Raw genomic sequence first — 16,224 nt, 5'->3', positions numbered from 1 at the left:
TTTTGCTACTTATGCAAAACTATTGTTTATCTATTTCGCATATAAGCACTGCTTCATGCTTCATGCGTGTTAAGAGAGAGTGTGATGATACAGAGTAGTTTGAGTTTTTCCAAAGATGAATAACTACATTCATACTGATGTATAGTACTAGAGCTGAATCGCGAATACCAGCATTATTCATAGCAAATATAACAATGAAAGTTTTAATATTAAATGGATAAGCTTAATCAATATATATTCAAGTTAGCAAGTTCGACCACATTACTTGTAATGATAGCATGGTTGTCCACTACGCACTATCCTGTATGTTTTAACTGCACTTAAACTTTATTTCCTATATCAGGGAACTAAATTATTAATTTACGCTCTAAACAGTGAGGTTCACTTAAATATTCAGATCTATGAATAAGCTTCGCTACAAAATAACCAACTGGGAACAAGTATAATTAAGCTTTAATCAGTAGTGGCTGACTAACATTCTGGATTCATGAAGAAGCTATTTAGTTACGGAATTAAACTAAGAAGGACAACCATGGGAACCCTTATTTATTTAGCGCTTAGCCAGGCTTTTTTCTTAATGCGAGTTCAGATGGCAAAGCCCAGTATAATTCACTATTAAGCAATCACTTTTGTGTTAGGCATACCTAGTTCTGTCAGCTTGTTTAATGTTTTTATTATGGCATAAATTTCGCTGATCTGAGTTGTTTGATCTCTTAGGCTCAATGTTCTTTTCAGTAATTTTTTGATTTGTACCATTGTTGTTTCTGCTAAGGAACCTTTATAATAACCAATTTTATTTCCTAAATTAGAATCACTTAGATATTCCGGTCTATGAATAAACTTCACTATAAAACAACTAACTGGGAGCAGTATAATCAAGCTTTAATCAAGCGTGGCTAACTAATATTCTGGATTGATGAAGAAGCTATTCAGTAATGGAATCACATTAAACAGGGTAATAATAAGAGACCTCTTTTATTTAGTGACTTAGCCATTTATTTGGCGGGACTCAAAGTCTACGGTGAAGGTGAATAAAAAGTAAAAAAGCATGGCACTGATGGGAACGGCGGGTCTGGCATAAGTTACATTTAGCGGTAGAGATAAATACGTATGCAATCATTGCTGCTGAGTGAAGTGCATCAAATGTAACTGACGGTGAAATGCTATTTAACTTGTTCAAACAGGCCCGCCGAAGAATAAATGAAATATCAGCCGATGGTGCTTGTGACACCAGACAATGTTACTAAATCGTTCGTATTAAACGAGTGGTTTCATTCATACCACAAAGAAAAGGAATAATTTTTTGGAAACGAAGCATGATTACCAGAAGCGTTTTTTATCAAAAATAGCAATGTTTCGAGTTAAAAACTACTCGGAGGGACATTGAGCTAAAGGATTACAATGGCTAGATTGGTGAAACCTACGCAATGATTAAAGTGTTAAATAAGCTGGCCGGGCTAGATATTCTTAAAACAAAAGCGATCATTTAATAGTTAACCATGTTAGGACTTGTTATCTGAACTGAAATTAGGAAACAAAGCGACATAAACAGTATGACATCAAATGTGTCAGTAAATAAATTTTAATTTTTTATTTAATAGGATAGGACTCGTTTTACAGATAGGATGCCTTGCTGCTATGACTTATGATTCATGTCCTTCGAATAATGAAGACATTTAGTAGCAATATTTAATGATTCATTTAGTCTTGAAATTATGTACAGTAGGCACAAGATAACAGTTAGGAATACGCATTTTTTAACAAAAAGTTCCGATAAAGAATTTTGGCAGAAGGAGTTGCTGGTCTTTTTTTACTGCGCAATATGTCAGCTTTGGCTCTGGCGCTAAAGCGTAAAAATATAAGAGAAACGGCACGCCATGTTATCGAAATTAATTACTAAAGTAATCGGGAGCCGCAATGATCGTACACTGCGTCGCATTCGTAAGGTCATCAATGAGATTAATAGATTAGAGCCGCAATTCGAAGTGTTTAGTGACGAAGAGTTAAAATTAAAGACCGCCGAATTCCGTAAATGTATTGCTCAAGGTGAAGATCTTGATATTATTTTACCTGAAGCATTTGCGACAGTTCGTGAAGCTTCTAAGCGTATTTGTGAAATGCGTCATTTTGATGTGCAAATGATTGGCGGGATGGTACTAAATAATGGCCAAATTGCTGAAATGCGTACTGGTGAAGGTAAAACACTAACGGCTACCTTGCCTGCTTACCTTCATGCATTGACGGGTAAAGGTGTTCATGTTGTCACCGTGAATGATTATCTTGCTAAGCGCGATGCAGAAACTAATCGTCCTTTGTTTGAATTTCTCGATATGACCGTTGGTATTAATGTGCCAAACATGTCGTCGCTAGAAAAAAAAGAAGCATACCAAGCTGATATCCTTTATGGCACAAATAACGAATTTGGTTTTGATTATCTGCGCGATAACATGGCATTTCGTGTTGAAGACCGTGTTCAACGCGCGCTTTATTTTGCCGTTGTGGATGAAGTTGATTCAATTTTAATCGACGAGGCGCGTACTCCCCTCATTATTTCTGGACCTGCAGAAGACAGCTCTGAAATGTATGAACGTATTAATGCACTTATCCCTCAGCTTGTTCGCCAAGACAAAGAAGACACTGAAGAATATCGTGGTGATGGTCATTTCACTGTTGATGAGAAGTCTAAGCAAGTGCACTTGACTGAAACAGGTCAGGAATTTGTGGAAGATCTATTAAAAAATAATGGTTTAATGGGAAAAAACGATACATTGTACTCTCCAGCAAACATTTCTCTTTTACACCATATTAATGCGGCATTACGTGCCCACATACTTTTTGAAAAAAACGTCGATTATATCGTGAAAAATAAGGCAGTTGTTATTGTTGATGAACATACTGGTCGTACGATGCCTGGTCGTCGTTGGTCTGAAGGTTTACACCAAGCTGTTGAAGCGAAAGAAGGTGTAAAAATTCAGAATGAAAATCAAACTTTGGCATCGATTACCTTTCAAAACTATTTCCGTTTATATGATAAATTGTCTGGTATGACTGGTACTGCGGATACCGAGGCATTCGAATTTCAGTCTATTTATGGTTTGGATACGGTTGTTATCCCTACGAATAAGCCAATGATTCGTGATGATATGGCTGATCAGGTCTACATGACGGAGCGTGAGAAATTTAATGCGATCATCGAAGATATAAAAATACGCAGTAAGAAAGGGCAACCGTCTCTTGTGGGTACTGTATCGATTGAAAGATCTGAGTTGTTATCAAATGCTTTGAAAAAGGATGGTGTAAAACACGCGGTATTGAATGCGAAATTTCATGCACATGAAGCGGATATTATTGCTGATGCAGGGTCTCTTGGTGCAGTTACGATCGCAACTAATATGGCTGGTCGTGGTACTGATATTGTGCTAGGAGGTAGTTGGCAGGCAGAAGTAGCAAAGCTAAAAAATTTAACTGAAGAACAAATTTCGAATATTAAAGCGAAATGGCATGAATATCATGATGCAGTAAAAGCAGCTGGTGGTTTACATATTATCGGTACTGAGCGTCATGAATCTCGTCGTATAGATAACCAGCTACGTGGCCGTTCTGGTCGTCAGGGAGACCCGGGTTCAAGCCGTTTTTACTTGTCAATGGAAGACTCACTGATGCGTATTTTTGCATCAGCACGTGTGTCGAATATGATGAAAAAATTAGGCATGGAAGAAGGAGAAGCTATTGAGCATCCTTGGGTGAACAAAGCTATCGAGAATGCACAGCGTAAAGTTGAAGGGCGTAATTTTGATATTCGTAAGCAATTGTTAGAATTTGATGATGTTGCCAATGACCAACGTAAAGTTGTTTATGAGTTGCGTGACGAGTTAATGAATACTAATGACATTAGTGCGATGATTGCGCAAAATCGTGAAGACGTTATCAACGATGTTATTGATCAATACATTCCGCCTCAATCACTGAATGACATGTGGGATATAGCTGGTTTGGAAGCGCGTTTAAAAATAGATTTTGATATTGAACTTTCACTGAAAGGTTGGTTAGAGAACGAAAACAAACTTTATGAAGAACAACTTCGAGAGCGCATTTTGAGTAATATTATTGATGTGTATGAATTGAAAGAAATGACCGTAGGTGCTGAGACACTACGTAACTTTGAAAAAGCAGTCATGTTGCAAACCTTAGATACATTATGGAAAGAGCACTTGGCTGCAATGGATTATCTGCGCCAAGGTATTCACCTTCGTGGTTATGCACAGAAAAATCCCAAACAAGAATACAAGCGTGAATCATTTGAGTTATTCGAAGATTTACTTGAGTCCCTTAAGTCAGATGTTGTAACAACATTAAGTCGTGTCCGTGTGCAGCAGCCTGAAGAAGTTAATCGTATGGAAGAGCATCGCCGCATCTGCACTGAAAAAACTGTTCGTTATCAACAAGTGAGCCACGGAAAGGCGAAAAATCAGTTTGATGAAAACCATGAATCGACAACAAAAGTACGTAATGAGCGTAAGGTTGGCCGTAATGAACCATGCCCATGTGGGTCTGGTAAAAAATTTAAACAATGCCACGGTAACATTTGCTAACTTCAGAGCTGCATAAACGTTTACTTATGCAGCTCTGAAGTTTACATAAAAATTAGTTATGTATCTATCAATAAAACTTAGCGTGATGTATCCATTTTATGCGAATGATTATTGTTACTATCGCTGTAAGCAATGCTGTCGAACCTCCAGATTGCATATAGCTATCAAATTTATCCGTCTGGTATCAAAAAGTATACTATTAAACTTGTTATGAAGAATATCGGTTTTCGTGATTCAACTTGAATGTGAAACATTAGTATTCATGTGGTTATTAGTATTGTAAAAAATTTGCATGGCGTTGTGTGCAGACGGTGGTCTTTGTTTACGAAGTGGAGAAGTAATGGTTGCTCGTAGGTAGCAAAAAAACCGTGCTGGATCTGGTGTATGCATGGGAACTTATATTGAATAGAATCATTGCTTGCGTACTTAATTGTCGTGGAAGAAAACATTCAATGTATTTTTTAAGTGTTTATCCATATTCAAAGTTACATTGTGGTGTACTAATGATTTGAAGAGCTTGATTTGCTAACTTGAATTTTAATGATAAATTATCTTGATGAATTATCATTAAACAATCGCTTTTGTTTGAGATATACTTAAAGTTGTCAAGTTATGCAACTTTTTTATTATGGTGTAGGTCTTGCTAATCTAAAAATTATAAGTCTTAGGCTAAATATCTGTTTAAATAATTTTTTGATTTGAACCATTTTTGTTTTTGATAGGATACGTTTATGGTAGCCATACTTTATTGTTCAATTTTCATTTGAACCGTATGACTTTTGGTACTGATCGCTAAATTATGCAGATGATTTCGTTTTCTAAAAGTTATTCATTTTATTGGTGGTATGCGCGAAACTATCCGTTTAATATGAATGGTTTGGTAATATTTTTTGGTATCGTAAACACTACCGCTTGATATTGCATTGATTCTTCCGTGAGCCTGTTTTAGCAAGTTAGGTAGCACTTCACTGTCAGTCAGATTGGATGTATTTAACTTAGCAGTAATAATTTCATACGCATTTATATCTGCCGCTAAATGTAACTGCTGTCAGACTAGCTGTTTTCCATTAGAGCCATGATTTTTTATTTTTCATTCGTCTGCACCGTAGGCTGCTAGCCCCGTAGAATCAATGATGAAGTACGAGATAGTTCCTATAGTCTTAGTCTTGAACGTGATGTTTTCCATTTTAGCTTGCTTGCTAATGTATGAATAATGAAGGCATGTCTACGGTAGTTAGGTAAGTTTAAAACAGAACTAATGAATTTTTGTAAACATCTCAAAAGCAGGAAAAAACACTTATTTAACCAAAAAATCGTTGTAATGGCTAAATCATTAAATAAACGTAGTTTTCCATGACTACTCTGTTTAGTTTCATTCCATAGCTGAATGGTTTTTGCATAAATCAAGAATATTAGTAAACCATAATTAATTAAAGCTTGTTCATAGACCTAAATATTTAAGTGAACCGAGCTATTTAGAGTGAGATTAACAATTTAGTTCTTTTATTTAGGCAATCAAGCCACTTTGCTTTGACTTTTGTCACTGTTCGTAAGCAAGGCTTTTTTATGTATAGTGTAGATTAATTAAATAGCTTATTTTAAGCGCATAGACAAGTCCATTGCTCGAATATGTTTGGTTAACGCACCGACAGAAATGAAGTTGACCCCTGCCTCAGCAAATTCTCGCAGTGTTTCGAGCGTGATATTACCCGATACCTCTAATGCAACACGATCTTGGTTAAGTGCGACTGCTTCACGTATCATTTTGGTGGTGAAGTTGTCTAACAGTACGATATCTGCACCAGCATCAATGGCTTGTTGCAGTTCATGCAAATTTTCAGTTTCAACTTCAACTATCTTATCTGGATTAAGCGCTTTGGCTGAGTCTATCGCTTGTTTAATGCTACCACAGGCAATGATATGGTTTTCTTTAATGAGGTAAGCGTCATACACTCCGATACGGTGGTTGAAGCCACCGCCGCAAGCAACGGCATATTTCAGTGCATGGCGTAAGCCTGGAATGGTTTTACGCGTGTCTAAGAGGCGAGTTATTGTGCCGGTTAATTTTTCGACATAACGTGCTGTTTCAGTCGCGCAGCCTGATAAAGTTTGCATGAAATTAATGGTGATACGTTCACCTGTGAGTAAGGTGCGGGCAGACCCTTTCAGTTCACACAACACTTGGTTTGGTTCAACGTTGTCGCCATCTTCGACGTTCCACGAAAGTACGATTTGACCACCTAATTGACGAAATACTTCATCTGCAAAAAGGCGCCCACAAAATACGCCTGCTTCACGAGTAATAATAGAGGCGATCGCGTTGGTGTTTGCTGTAACCAAGAGTGCTGTAATGTCTTGGCTCGCATCTAAGATACCACCAAGGTCTTCTTTCAACGTATTTTCAACGCAGCGAACAACATCATGTTGTAACTGTTCTTTCAAGGTAGTTAAGCGTGTATGTTTATCGTGAACACGAGGCGTGTCTTGTTGTTCCAACATGGTGATTCCATCACGGGTTAGGTTAAGATGTATTCAGAGCTATTCTGATACGTTGGTAGCAATTTTACATGGCAAATAGCTTTGTTTTTTAATTCACGCTCAAATAGCAAATCCCAACAAGATCAACTATTAAACAATCGCTTTTATTTTAGGAATCCTTAGCCCTGTCAATTTATTTGACGCTTTTATTATGACGTAGATTTCGCTAATTTGAGAATTGTGCTCTCTTAAGTTCAATGTTCCTTCGAGTAGTTTTTTTTGATTCAAAGTATTATCGTCTCTGGTAGAAAACGTTTATGATAATTATACCTCGTTTTTCGATGCTGATTTGAACCGTATAGCTTTTGGTAACTGGCCGCTAAATTACGCGGATAGCCACGTTTTCAAAAAGTAGCTCCTTTTCTTGGTGGTATGAGTGGAACCGTTCGTTAAATTAGAATGATTTTGTGACATTGTCTGGGATTGTAAGTGCCATCGGCTAATATTGCATTTATTGCTCGGTGAGTCTATTTGAGCAAATTAGGTAGTACTTCATCGTTAGTTACATTGGATGCACTTAACTTAGCAGCAATGATTTCATGCATATTTACATTAACCACTAAATGTAACTTACACCAGACTCGGCTTTCCCAGTAGTGTCATGCTTTTTGACTTTTCATGGGTCTGCATCGTAAACTTTTAGTCCCATAGAATCAATGGCTAAGTTCTGGGTGGTTCCTTGATTATTCATCTTGAACGTGTCGTTAATCGTTATGACTCGTTTGCTAACGGATGAATAATGAGGCATGGCAACGGCAATTGAGTAAGTGCGCAAACAGAATTACTGAATTACTGCAGACCCCTCAATGGTATTTAACATACGTATTTAACTATGATGACCGTCGTGATGGCTCAGTTGTGAAGTAAACGAAGTCTCTTATGATTACTCTGCTTCGTTTGATTTCATAGCTGAATAACTTCTACATCAATCAATCAAGTATGTGAGTGAGCCATGATTGATTAAAGCTTGATTATACTGCTTTTAGTGGGCTATTTTGTGGTGTAGTTATGCCTATTAATCTAAATGTTTAAGTGAATCTAGCTTTTGAAAATATAAATTAATAATTAAGTTACCTAATTTGGAAAAAACAGCTATTTTGAGTTAAAAAATTATTTGGGGAACATTGAGCCTAAGGGATAACCATGCTCAGATTGGTGAAACCTACGGCATGATAAAAGCGTTACATGAGCTGACCGGGCTAGGTATACTTAAAACGAAAGCGAGCGTTTAATAGTTAATCGGCATGAAAAACTAAAGAGTATCGAGCTCTAGCACATCCTGCATGGTGAAAAAACCAGCATTTTTGGCAGCAAGCCACTTAGCTGCACGTACCGCTCCGTGCGCAAATATTATTCTGTTAGTGGCCTTATGTGTAATCTCAACACGCTCACCAATATCTGCAAATATCGCAGTATGTTCACCGATAATGTCACCAGCACGAATAGTCGCAAAACCAATTTTATTTTGGCGACGTCCACCAGTAATACCTTTATGTGTATACATTGCAATATCACTCAGTTTGTTATCCATAGCACCTGCAATTACTTCACCCATCCTAATCGCTGTGCCGGAAGGCGCATCTACTTTGTAGCGATGATGAGCTTCTAAGATTTCAATATCGCAGTAATGCCCCATCACTTTTGTGATTTTTTCTAATAGTTTCAACATTACATTAACACCAATGCTGTAATTTGCTGCCATCACAATGCCAATTTCAGTTGCGGTTTTATTTATTTGAGCACATTGCTTTTCAATGAAGCCTGTTGTACCAATTACTAATTGCTTACTGTGCTCTTGACAGAGTGCCATATTTCTCAATGTCACAACAGGTGTCGTAAAATCGATAACTACATCAAAATTATCAGTTACTTTTGCTAAATCGTCAACAATAGTAATGTTACGTTTGCCAATATTAGCCAATTCGCCAGCATCAGTACCAATGAAACTGGATTCTGGTCGCTCACTTGCAGCTGATAGTGTGACGTCCTCGATTCTATCCGTGACTTTAATTAGCTGACGACCCATGCGACCAGCAGCACCAGCAATTGCAATGCGAACCATGTGAATCCCTCTATTTTTCTATCTACGCTACATTTACGAGATAGCACAATAAAATAATATGTTTGTCACTCTACCTTTTTAAAATAGTGAAGTATATTTGAATGAAAAAATAATATGTATTGCCCCATAAATGGAGATATTACACATGACGTTGTTTTCTAGTTCTAGTTCAGATCACAAATTTTAACATAATTAACTATTAGACGCTGGCTTGCGCTTTGGGCATATCTAACTTAGTCAACTTATTTTCAATGCTTCATCATGGCGTAGGCTTCGCCAAGCGAAGGCATAGTAATCCCTTAGGGTTAATGTATCTCCAAATAATTTTTTAACTTAAAACATTACCTTCTTTAATAGGAAAGGTTTATGATAACTATGTTTCGTTTTCCAATGCTGAGTTAAACCGTATAATTGTTGGCAGTTGACCACTACATTATACGGATGACTTCGTTTCTAAAAAATTGTTTATTTTTTGGTTGATGATTGGACATATTCGTTTAATACGAACGGTTGCTTAACATTATCTGATGTCGTAAGCATTACCTTCTGGCATTACATTGATTCTTAGGTGGGTCTGTTTAAGTAAGTTAGGCAGTACGTGGCTGTCAGGTGCATTTGATGAATTTACTGCAGCAGTAATAATTTTTTGCGTATGTACATCTTCTGTTAAATGTAGCTTGTATTAGACTCGGCGTTTATCATAAGTACTATGCTTTTTGACTTTGCATTCGCTTTTATTGTAAATTTTGAGCCCTATAGAATTAATGGCTAAGTACTGAATGGTTTCTTTAACTTTAGTCTTGAACGCGATATGAGAGCCGTTTGGACTCGTTTGTTAATGCATAAATAATGAAGATACCAGGACGACATTTGAGTAAATTTGAAAAAGAGAGTTAATTAATCCTTGTAGACTTCTCAGTGGTATTGAAAATACGTATTTAATCATGAGAGCTGTCATAATGATTAATTGACTAAATAAATTAAACTTTTACATTTATCCAGTTTAGTTTGATTCTATTGCTTCTAGTTGGCTGTTGTGTAGCGAAACTTGTCCAGACCTGAATATTTAAGTGAACCTGATTGTTTGAAGCGTAGACTAATAATTGAGTTTCCTGATTTAGAAAATAAGGCTATTAAACATCAATAAGTTGTATTTGTAATTGTAATGCTTTTGGCACTTCAAAAGATATATTTTCTTTTCGCCCTGTCAGCTCTTCAACTGTAGCGTCACAATAATACTTAATTTGAGCAATAATCAAATTCACCAGCTTTTTCGGTGCAGAAGCACCAGCAGTGATGCCTACCTTCATATTATTATCAAACCATTCCAGTTTCACGTCTTCAATACAATCAGTGAGATACGCGGGCGTCCCAAGTTTTTCGCTTAATTCACGCAATCGATTCGAATTTGAGCTATTTCTTGACCCAACGACTACTATAATATCACACTTCATCGCTAATTCACGAACAGCATCTTGACGGTTTTGCGTTGCATAACATATATCATCTTTACGCGGCCCTTTGATTTTAGGAAAAATTTGACGAAGAGTATCAATAACATCTGCGGTTTCATCCACAGACAATGTAGTTTGGCTAACATAATGCAAGTTAGATGGATCTCTGACAGTCAACTTGTATACGTCTTTTGGTATTTCGACCAGATACATTCCTCCGATCTCACTTGCATACTGGCCCATAGTGCCATCCACTTCAGGGTGACCAGCATGCCCAATCAATACTACTTCTATGTTTTTTCGACTTGCACGAAAAACTTCCATGTGAACTTTGCTCACTAATGGACATGTAGCATCAAACACAGTAATACTACGTGACTTCGCTTCATTGCGAACGGCTTGTGATACTCCATGTGCAGAAAAAATAACGATGCTATGATCAGCAACTTCACTTAGTTCTTCGATAAAAACAGCGCCTTTAGATTTTAAATCTTCCACTACAAAACGGTTATGTACGACTTCATGACGCACATAAATAGGTGGTTGATACATTTTTAATGCGCGTTCAACAATGCTTATCGCTCGATCAACACCCGCACAAAACCCTCGAGGGTTTGCTAGCAAAATTTTCATTTTATTGCCTTTTAACCTACACTGACGATTTCTACATTAAAGATAATCCGTTGCCCTGCAAGCGGGTGATTAAAATCTACCGTCAATGATTCTCCAGCAGCGGTAGTAATTACGCCCGGAATTTTTTGTCCATTAGGCCCTGTAAACGCTACAATGGTACCTTCTTCAACAGGCATATCACCTGTGAACTGATTGCGATTCATATGTTTGATATTGTTGGGATTAGACATACCAAATGCATCATTAGGCTCTAATGTGAAGCTAACTTTCTCCGTTTCATGCAAGCCCAACAAGCATTTTTCAAAATTATTTGTCAGACTACCATCGCCCATCACCAATTTGGCAGGTTTACCTGCGTTAAGTGTACTCTCTGCAACAGAGCCATCTTCTAATTTAATGGTAAAGTGCATAGTAACTTTACTGTTAGCGTTCACTTGTAACATTTCCACATCCTTGACGACTGGACCAGAACTTACGCACTATTAAATCTCTAAGGCTGCTTTGGATATTGAGGTTTATACAATACAGTACTGCCAGTCTAAACGGTTAACATCATAACCGTATCGTATTGTTAATATTACTCATATTTACAGTTTACTCAGTTGTAGAAGCTTTCTTTTTTGAGGGAAATACACTTTCCACCACAATTAAGACAACCCCCACACAAATTGCGGAATCTGCCAAGTTAAATGCTGGCCAGTGACTCGTGCCAATAAATAAATCAAAAAAATCGACAATATAACCATGAATCAATCGATTAAATAAGTTTCCTATTGCACCACCAAGAACTAAGGCATAAGCAATGTTCAAAAGTTTATTGCTTGCTGGAATTTGCCGCATCCAATACACCAGTACGCCAGATATACTCAATGCAATAGCGATAAAGAACCAACGTTGCCACCCACCGGCATCACTCAAAAAGCTGAATGCAGCTCCATAGTTGTGAACATACAGCAGGTTAAAGAAAGCCAGTACTTCAATGCGATTTTCCCAACCATATTCCACGATATTCATGATTAGCAGCTTACTACTAATATCCAAGACGAACACCAGCAATGCTAGCCAAAGCCAGCGTAGGCCTGATTGCTTAGCAGTAAAATTTTTCATCCAGCTTTCCTACCGTATCTTAATGCCAGAAATTGTTACTTACGCGAACTGGCGCAACTCGCCTTTGCCATTAATATTACTTAAACAACGGCCACACAGTGCTTCATATCCTGCAATGGTGCCAACATCTAGTACATAGTGCCAACAACGTGCGCATTTCTCAGCATTCGATTTAGTCACAACCACAAATAAACCTTCAATGTCAGTAGCTACAGCGGCTTCTGGTGCCACATCTGTTACAATAATGTCTGCTTTTGAGGTTAGAAGCACAAAACGTAGTTCATTGCCTATGTCATCAAGTTTGGTCTTAAATTTAGTATTTGCATAAAGTTTTATTTCTGCTTCTAGTGAACCACCAATTTTTTTTTCGTTACGTGCTTGCTCTAGTACTTTGTTGACTGCACTACGAACGCGCAATAACTCAGCCCAAAAAGCATTATTAAGTTTTTCATCATTATGCAGACCAAACAGTTTACTGTACCACACTTCTGTGAACACGTATTTGCTGCGCGCACCAGGCATTGCATTCCATATCTCGTCGGCAGTGAAAGACATGATTGGTGCCATCCAGCGTACTAGTGCTTCCATGATGTGGAACAACGCTGTTTGGCAACTACGGTGAGCAAGACCACCTGCTTTTGCAGTGTACTGACGGTCTTTTATGATATCCAAATAAAATGCACCCATTTCAACAGAACAGAACTGCATTAAACGCTGAATAACTTGGTGGAAGTTGTACGCTTCAAATGCTTTGAGTATTTCTTCTTGCGTTTCCAGTGCCTTACCCACGGCCCAACGGTCAACAACAATCACGTCTTCTGGCGCAACGATGTCAGTTTCTGGATTGAAACCATTTAGGTTAGCAAGTAAGAAACGGGCTGTGTTACGAATACGGCGATATGCATCGGTGCTACGCTTCAATATTTCGTCAGACATTGTCATTTCACCGGTATAATCGGTTGAAGCAACCCATAAACGCAAGATATCACTACCTAACTTGTTTATCACTTCTTGTGGTGAAACCACGTTACCGAGCGATTTTGACATCTTACGGCCTTGACCATCAACGGTGAAGCCATGAGTTAGTACTTGCTTGTACGGTGCTTTACTTTTCATCGCTACCGATGTCATCAGTGATGACTGAAACCACCCCCGGTGTTGATCTGAGCCTTCCAAATACAGATCAGCTTCATGACCGTTAAACTCAGCACGTTGATCAACAACAGCATAGTGTGTTGCACCTGAGTCAAACCATACGTCTAATGTATCGAGAACTTTTTCATAATGTATTGCATCGTTACTAAGCAGTTCAGCTATGTCGAGATCCCACCAAGCTTGAATACCAGATTGCTCTACTTTTTGAGCAACCTGCTCAGTTAACTCAACCGTATTAGGGTGAAGTTCAGATGTTTCTTTATGAACGAATAGTGCAATAGGTACACCCCAAGTCCGTTGACGTGAAATGCACCAATCAGGCCGATTTTCAACCATTGACTCAATGCAATTTTGGCCCCATTCAGGGATCCACTGGACGTGTTTGATTTCTTCCAATGTTTTTGCACGCAAACCCGCTTGTTCCATGGAAATAAACCACTGTGACGTTGCACGGAAAATAGTCGGTGTTTTGTGACGCCAGCAATGTGGGTAACTGTGTTCATACTCATGGTGGTGCAACAAAGAACAGTGTTTTTTTAGCACTTCAATCACATTATTGTTTACTTTTAATACATGCTGACCAGCAAACAGCTCAGTCTCTGGAAGGTACACTCCATTGCTACCTACATGGTTTGCTACTTCTAGATCGTATTTTTGGCTTATTATGAAGTCTTCTGGACCGTGAGCCGGTGCAGTGTGAACAATCCCTGTGCCAGATTCGATCGTAACGTGATCACCACAAATAACAGGCACATGAAAATTGTAGAAGGGATGATTGAAGCGTAATAGCTTCAATGCTGCCCCCTGACAAATTCCTAGATTATGAAAATGCTCGATACCAGTGCGCGCCATCACTTTATCTGCAAGTGCATATGCCATGATCAAACGGCTAGGAATATTACCTTCCACTTGGATCAGCACATATGCCAGTGTTTCAGAGACAGCAAGTGCACGGTTTGCAGGGAGAGTCCAAGGCGTTGTAGTCCAAATAACGATATATACGTCACCGCTACCTTCATAACCTTCAGCTAAGTTGAATTTAGACAACACTGATGCTTCATCAGTAGCACGGAACATCACGTAAATAGAGGGAGACACTTTGTTCTTGTATTCCACCTCCGCTTCAGCCAAAGCAGAACCACAGTCAGTACACCAGTGAACAGGTTTAAAGCCTTTATGTAGATGCCCGTTGTCTGCAATTTTACCTAGTATACGAATAATATTAGCTTCAGTGTTGAAATCCATGGTCAGGTATGGTTTATCCCATTCGCCTAATACACCAAGGCGTTTAAAGTCAGCCTTTTGGCCTTCAACTTGTTTCGCTGCATACTCGCGACCTTCTTGGCGAAACTCGGCAGCAGATACTTTTTTGCCAGATTTGCCCACTTTTTTTTCAACCATTAACTCGATTGGAAGACCATGACAGTCCCAACCAGGTACATATGGTGCGTTAAAATCAGACAAGGTTTTTGACTTAATAATAATATCTTTAAGAATTTTGTTGACTGAATGACCAATATGGATGTTGCCATTCGCATACGGAGGGCCATCATGCAGGATAAAATATTTTTTATCTTTTTTCGCTTTACGGATTTCGCCGTAGAGGTCTTCATCATACCAACGCTTAAGTGTTTGTGGCTCACGTTGTGCAAGATTACCTCGCATCGGAAACGCAGTTTCAGGTAGGTTTAAAGTATCTTTAAAGTCACTCATTGATTGTTTATTCCGGATGGATGCTTTCGACATTATCTTGATCAGACAACCATGCTCGTGCTGTCTGGTCATCAAGTTCAATTTGGACTTTTAGCTTGTTGAGCGCACTAAATTTTTTTTCATCTCGTAACTTATGAAGTAGCTGCACTTCAACATACCTACCATAGAGGTCTTCAGTAAAATCAAAAATATATACTTCTAATTGTTGGCGTACACCATCTACTGTTGGTCGCGTACCAACATTTGCTATGCCACCTAACCATTGATTTTCTTTTACACCACTAACTTTTACGACATATACACCAGACACTGGTGAGACAATACGTTTGAGTGGGACATTCGCGGTAGGAAACCCAATCGTCCGTCCAAGTTTTTTGCCATGTGATATGCGACCACTGATGCTATACGGACGACCCAACATCTGCTCAGCGCTTTTTTGCTCGCCATTTTTCAATTCATATCGAATAGCAGTACTACTAACACGTTGCTCTGAAACACAAAAACTATGCGTACTAACTACATCAAATTGTGCTGCTGTTGCTTCTTGTTGTAAATAACAAAAATCACCTTGACGCTTAGCACCAAAACGGAAATTATCACCAATCACAAGAAACTTAACACCCAATTGTTCAGCCAACAAGTTATGAATAAAGTCATGTGGTGTCATTTCAGCGAATTTTGTATTAAAATTTACTACTAGCAGACGTTCAACTCCTAATCTCGCAAGCTGAATGTATTTATCACGAAGACGCATTAATCTAGCTGGTGCTTGGTCTACCGAGAAAAATTCTCTTGGTTGCGGCTCAAATAACAGTACTGTCGGAGGAGCTCCTAACTCGTTGGCTTTCTTTACCACTCGAGTTAAGACTTGCTGATGTCCCAAATGGACACCATCAAAGTTACCGATTGTCAACACACACCCTTGGTGCCTGTCACGGATGTTATGAATACCCCGGATTAATTCCATAAT

General features: G+C 38.4%; 10 protein-coding genes and 4 pseudogenes. 3 read left to right on the top strand and 11 right to left on the bottom strand.

Annotated features, from left to right (window positions below):
• Window positions 1-615: 615 nt before the first annotated feature.
• The gene (locus tag BTN50_RS09905) at window positions 616-756 is read right to left on the bottom strand and encodes a hypothetical protein (RefSeq protein ID WP_161492896.1); all 141 of its coding nucleotides are present in this window, start codon (window positions 754-756) and stop codon (window positions 616-618) included.
• 75 nt (window positions 757-831) lie between these two features.
• Here BTN50_RS09905 and BTN50_RS10360 point away from each other — a divergent pair.
• A pseudogene (locus tag BTN50_RS10360) lies at window positions 832-1,490 on the top strand (hypothetical protein).
• Window positions 1,491-1,877: 387 nt separating this feature from the next.
• Window positions 1,878-4,592: a preprotein translocase subunit SecA gene (gene secA, locus BTN50_RS01795; protein WP_096618814.1), complete on the top strand. Its 2,715-nt coding sequence runs from the start codon at window positions 1,878-1,880 to the stop codon at window positions 4,590-4,592.
• 1,152 nt (window positions 4,593-5,744) lie between these two features.
• On the opposite strand, the gene BTN50_RS11970 is transcribed toward secA, so the two are convergent.
• The 3 genes and pseudogenes from BTN50_RS11970 to BTN50_RS01780 all read right to left on the bottom strand — a co-directional run bounded on the left by BTN50_RS11970 (window position 5,745) and on the right by BTN50_RS01780 (window position 8,091).
• A complete protein-coding gene (locus BTN50_RS11970; protein ID WP_394336773.1) occupies window positions 5,745-6,005 on the bottom strand; it encodes a hypothetical protein in 261 nt (86 codons plus the stop codon).
• A 180-nt stretch (window positions 6,006-6,185) separates the two neighbouring features.
• Entirely contained in the window at window positions 6,186-7,091 is a 906-nt protein-coding gene (gene nadC / locus BTN50_RS01785; RefSeq protein WP_096618813.1) for a carboxylating nicotinate-nucleotide diphosphorylase, read from the bottom strand.
• Window positions 7,092-7,220: 129 nt separating this feature from the next.
• A pseudogene (locus BTN50_RS01780) lies at window positions 7,221-8,091 on the bottom strand (IS5 family transposase).
• Window positions 8,092-8,248: 157 nt separating this feature from the next.
• Here BTN50_RS01780 and BTN50_RS10800 point away from each other — a divergent pair.
• Window positions 8,249-8,362: pseudogene (locus BTN50_RS10800) on the top strand (IS5/IS1182 family transposase); the annotation flags it as partial.
• A 20-nt stretch (window positions 8,363-8,382) separates the two neighbouring features.
• Here the strand turns inward: BTN50_RS10800 and dapB are convergent.
• From dapB to ribF, 7 genes and pseudogenes are all read right to left on the bottom strand, one after another.
• The gene (dapB, locus tag BTN50_RS01775; RefSeq protein WP_096618812.1) at window positions 8,383-9,192 is read right to left on the bottom strand and encodes a 4-hydroxy-tetrahydrodipicolinate reductase; all 810 of its coding nucleotides are present in this window, start codon (window positions 9,190-9,192) and stop codon (window positions 8,383-8,385) included.
• An 835-nt stretch (window positions 9,193-10,027) separates the two neighbouring features.
• Window positions 10,028-10,162 (bottom strand): annotated as a pseudogene (locus BTN50_RS10795) (transposase); the annotation flags it as partial.
• A gap of 163 nt (window positions 10,163-10,325) precedes the next feature.
• Window positions 10,326-11,279 carry a 4-hydroxy-3-methylbut-2-enyl diphosphate reductase gene (ispH, locus tag BTN50_RS01765; RefSeq protein ID WP_096618811.1) on the bottom strand — a complete coding sequence of 318 codons (954 nt, stop codon included), beginning with the start codon at window positions 11,277-11,279 and terminating at the stop codon, window positions 10,326-10,328.
• Between the two features lie 11 nt (window positions 11,280-11,290).
• Window positions 11,291-11,722 (bottom strand): FKBP-type peptidyl-prolyl cis-trans isomerase, encoded by a 432-nt coding sequence (gene fkpB, locus BTN50_RS01760; protein ID WP_096618810.1) that lies wholly within the window; start codon window positions 11,720-11,722, stop codon window positions 11,291-11,293.
• A 151-nt stretch (window positions 11,723-11,873) separates the two neighbouring features.
• The gene (gene lspA, locus BTN50_RS01755; RefSeq protein ID WP_096618809.1) at window positions 11,874-12,386 is read right to left on the bottom strand and encodes a signal peptidase II; all 513 of its coding nucleotides are present in this window, start codon (window positions 12,384-12,386) and stop codon (window positions 11,874-11,876) included.
• A gap of 39 nt (window positions 12,387-12,425) precedes the next feature.
• Window positions 12,426-15,254 carry an isoleucine--tRNA ligase gene (gene ileS / locus BTN50_RS01750; protein WP_096618808.1) on the bottom strand — a complete coding sequence of 943 codons (2,829 nt, stop codon included), beginning with the start codon at window positions 15,252-15,254 and terminating at the stop codon, window positions 12,426-12,428.
• A 7-nt stretch (window positions 15,255-15,261) separates the two neighbouring features.
• On the bottom strand, window positions 15,262-16,221 hold the full coding sequence (gene ribF, locus BTN50_RS01745; protein WP_096618807.1) for a bifunctional riboflavin kinase/FAD synthetase: 960 nt from the start codon (window positions 16,219-16,221) through the stop codon (window positions 15,262-15,264).
• Window positions 16,222-16,224: the final 3 nt, after the last annotated feature.

Source organism: Candidatus Enterovibrio altilux, from assembly GCF_002381345.1.
Classification (GTDB): Bacteria; Pseudomonadota; Gammaproteobacteria; order Enterobacterales; family Vibrionaceae; genus Enterovibrio; species Enterovibrio altilux.
The sequence above is the reverse complement of the archived record's forward strand: the minus strand, read 5'-3'. Positions and strand labels throughout refer to the sequence as shown.

Coding starts and splice junctions, on each gene's coding strand:
- ispH (WP_096618811.1), bottom strand. CDS start 11,279: ATGAAAATTTTGCTAGCAAACCCTCGAGGGTTTTGTGCGGGTGTTGAT.
- nadC (WP_096618813.1), bottom strand. CDS start 7,091: ATGTTGGAACAACAAGACACGCCTCGTGTTCACGATAAACATACACGC.
- BTN50_RS09905 (WP_161492896.1), bottom strand. CDS start 756: ATGGTACAAATCAAAAAATTACTGAAAAGAACATTGAGCCTAAGAGAT.
- lspA (WP_096618809.1), bottom strand. CDS start 12,386: ATGAAAAATTTTACTGCTAAGCAATCAGGCCTACGCTGGCTTTGGCTA.
- ileS (WP_096618808.1), bottom strand. CDS start 15,254: ATGAGTGACTTTAAAGATACTTTAAACCTACCTGAAACTGCGTTTCCG.
- secA (WP_096618814.1), top strand. CDS start 1,878: ATGTTATCGAAATTAATTACTAAAGTAATCGGGAGCCGCAATGATCGT.
- ribF (WP_096618807.1), bottom strand. CDS start 16,221: ATGGAATTAATCCGGGGTATTCATAACATCCGTGACAGGCACCAAGGG.
- fkpB (WP_096618810.1), bottom strand. CDS start 11,722: ATGTTACAAGTGAACGCTAACAGTAAAGTTACTATGCACTTTACCATT.
- dapB (WP_096618812.1), bottom strand. CDS start 9,192: ATGGTTCGCATTGCAATTGCTGGTGCTGCTGGTCGCATGGGTCGTCAG.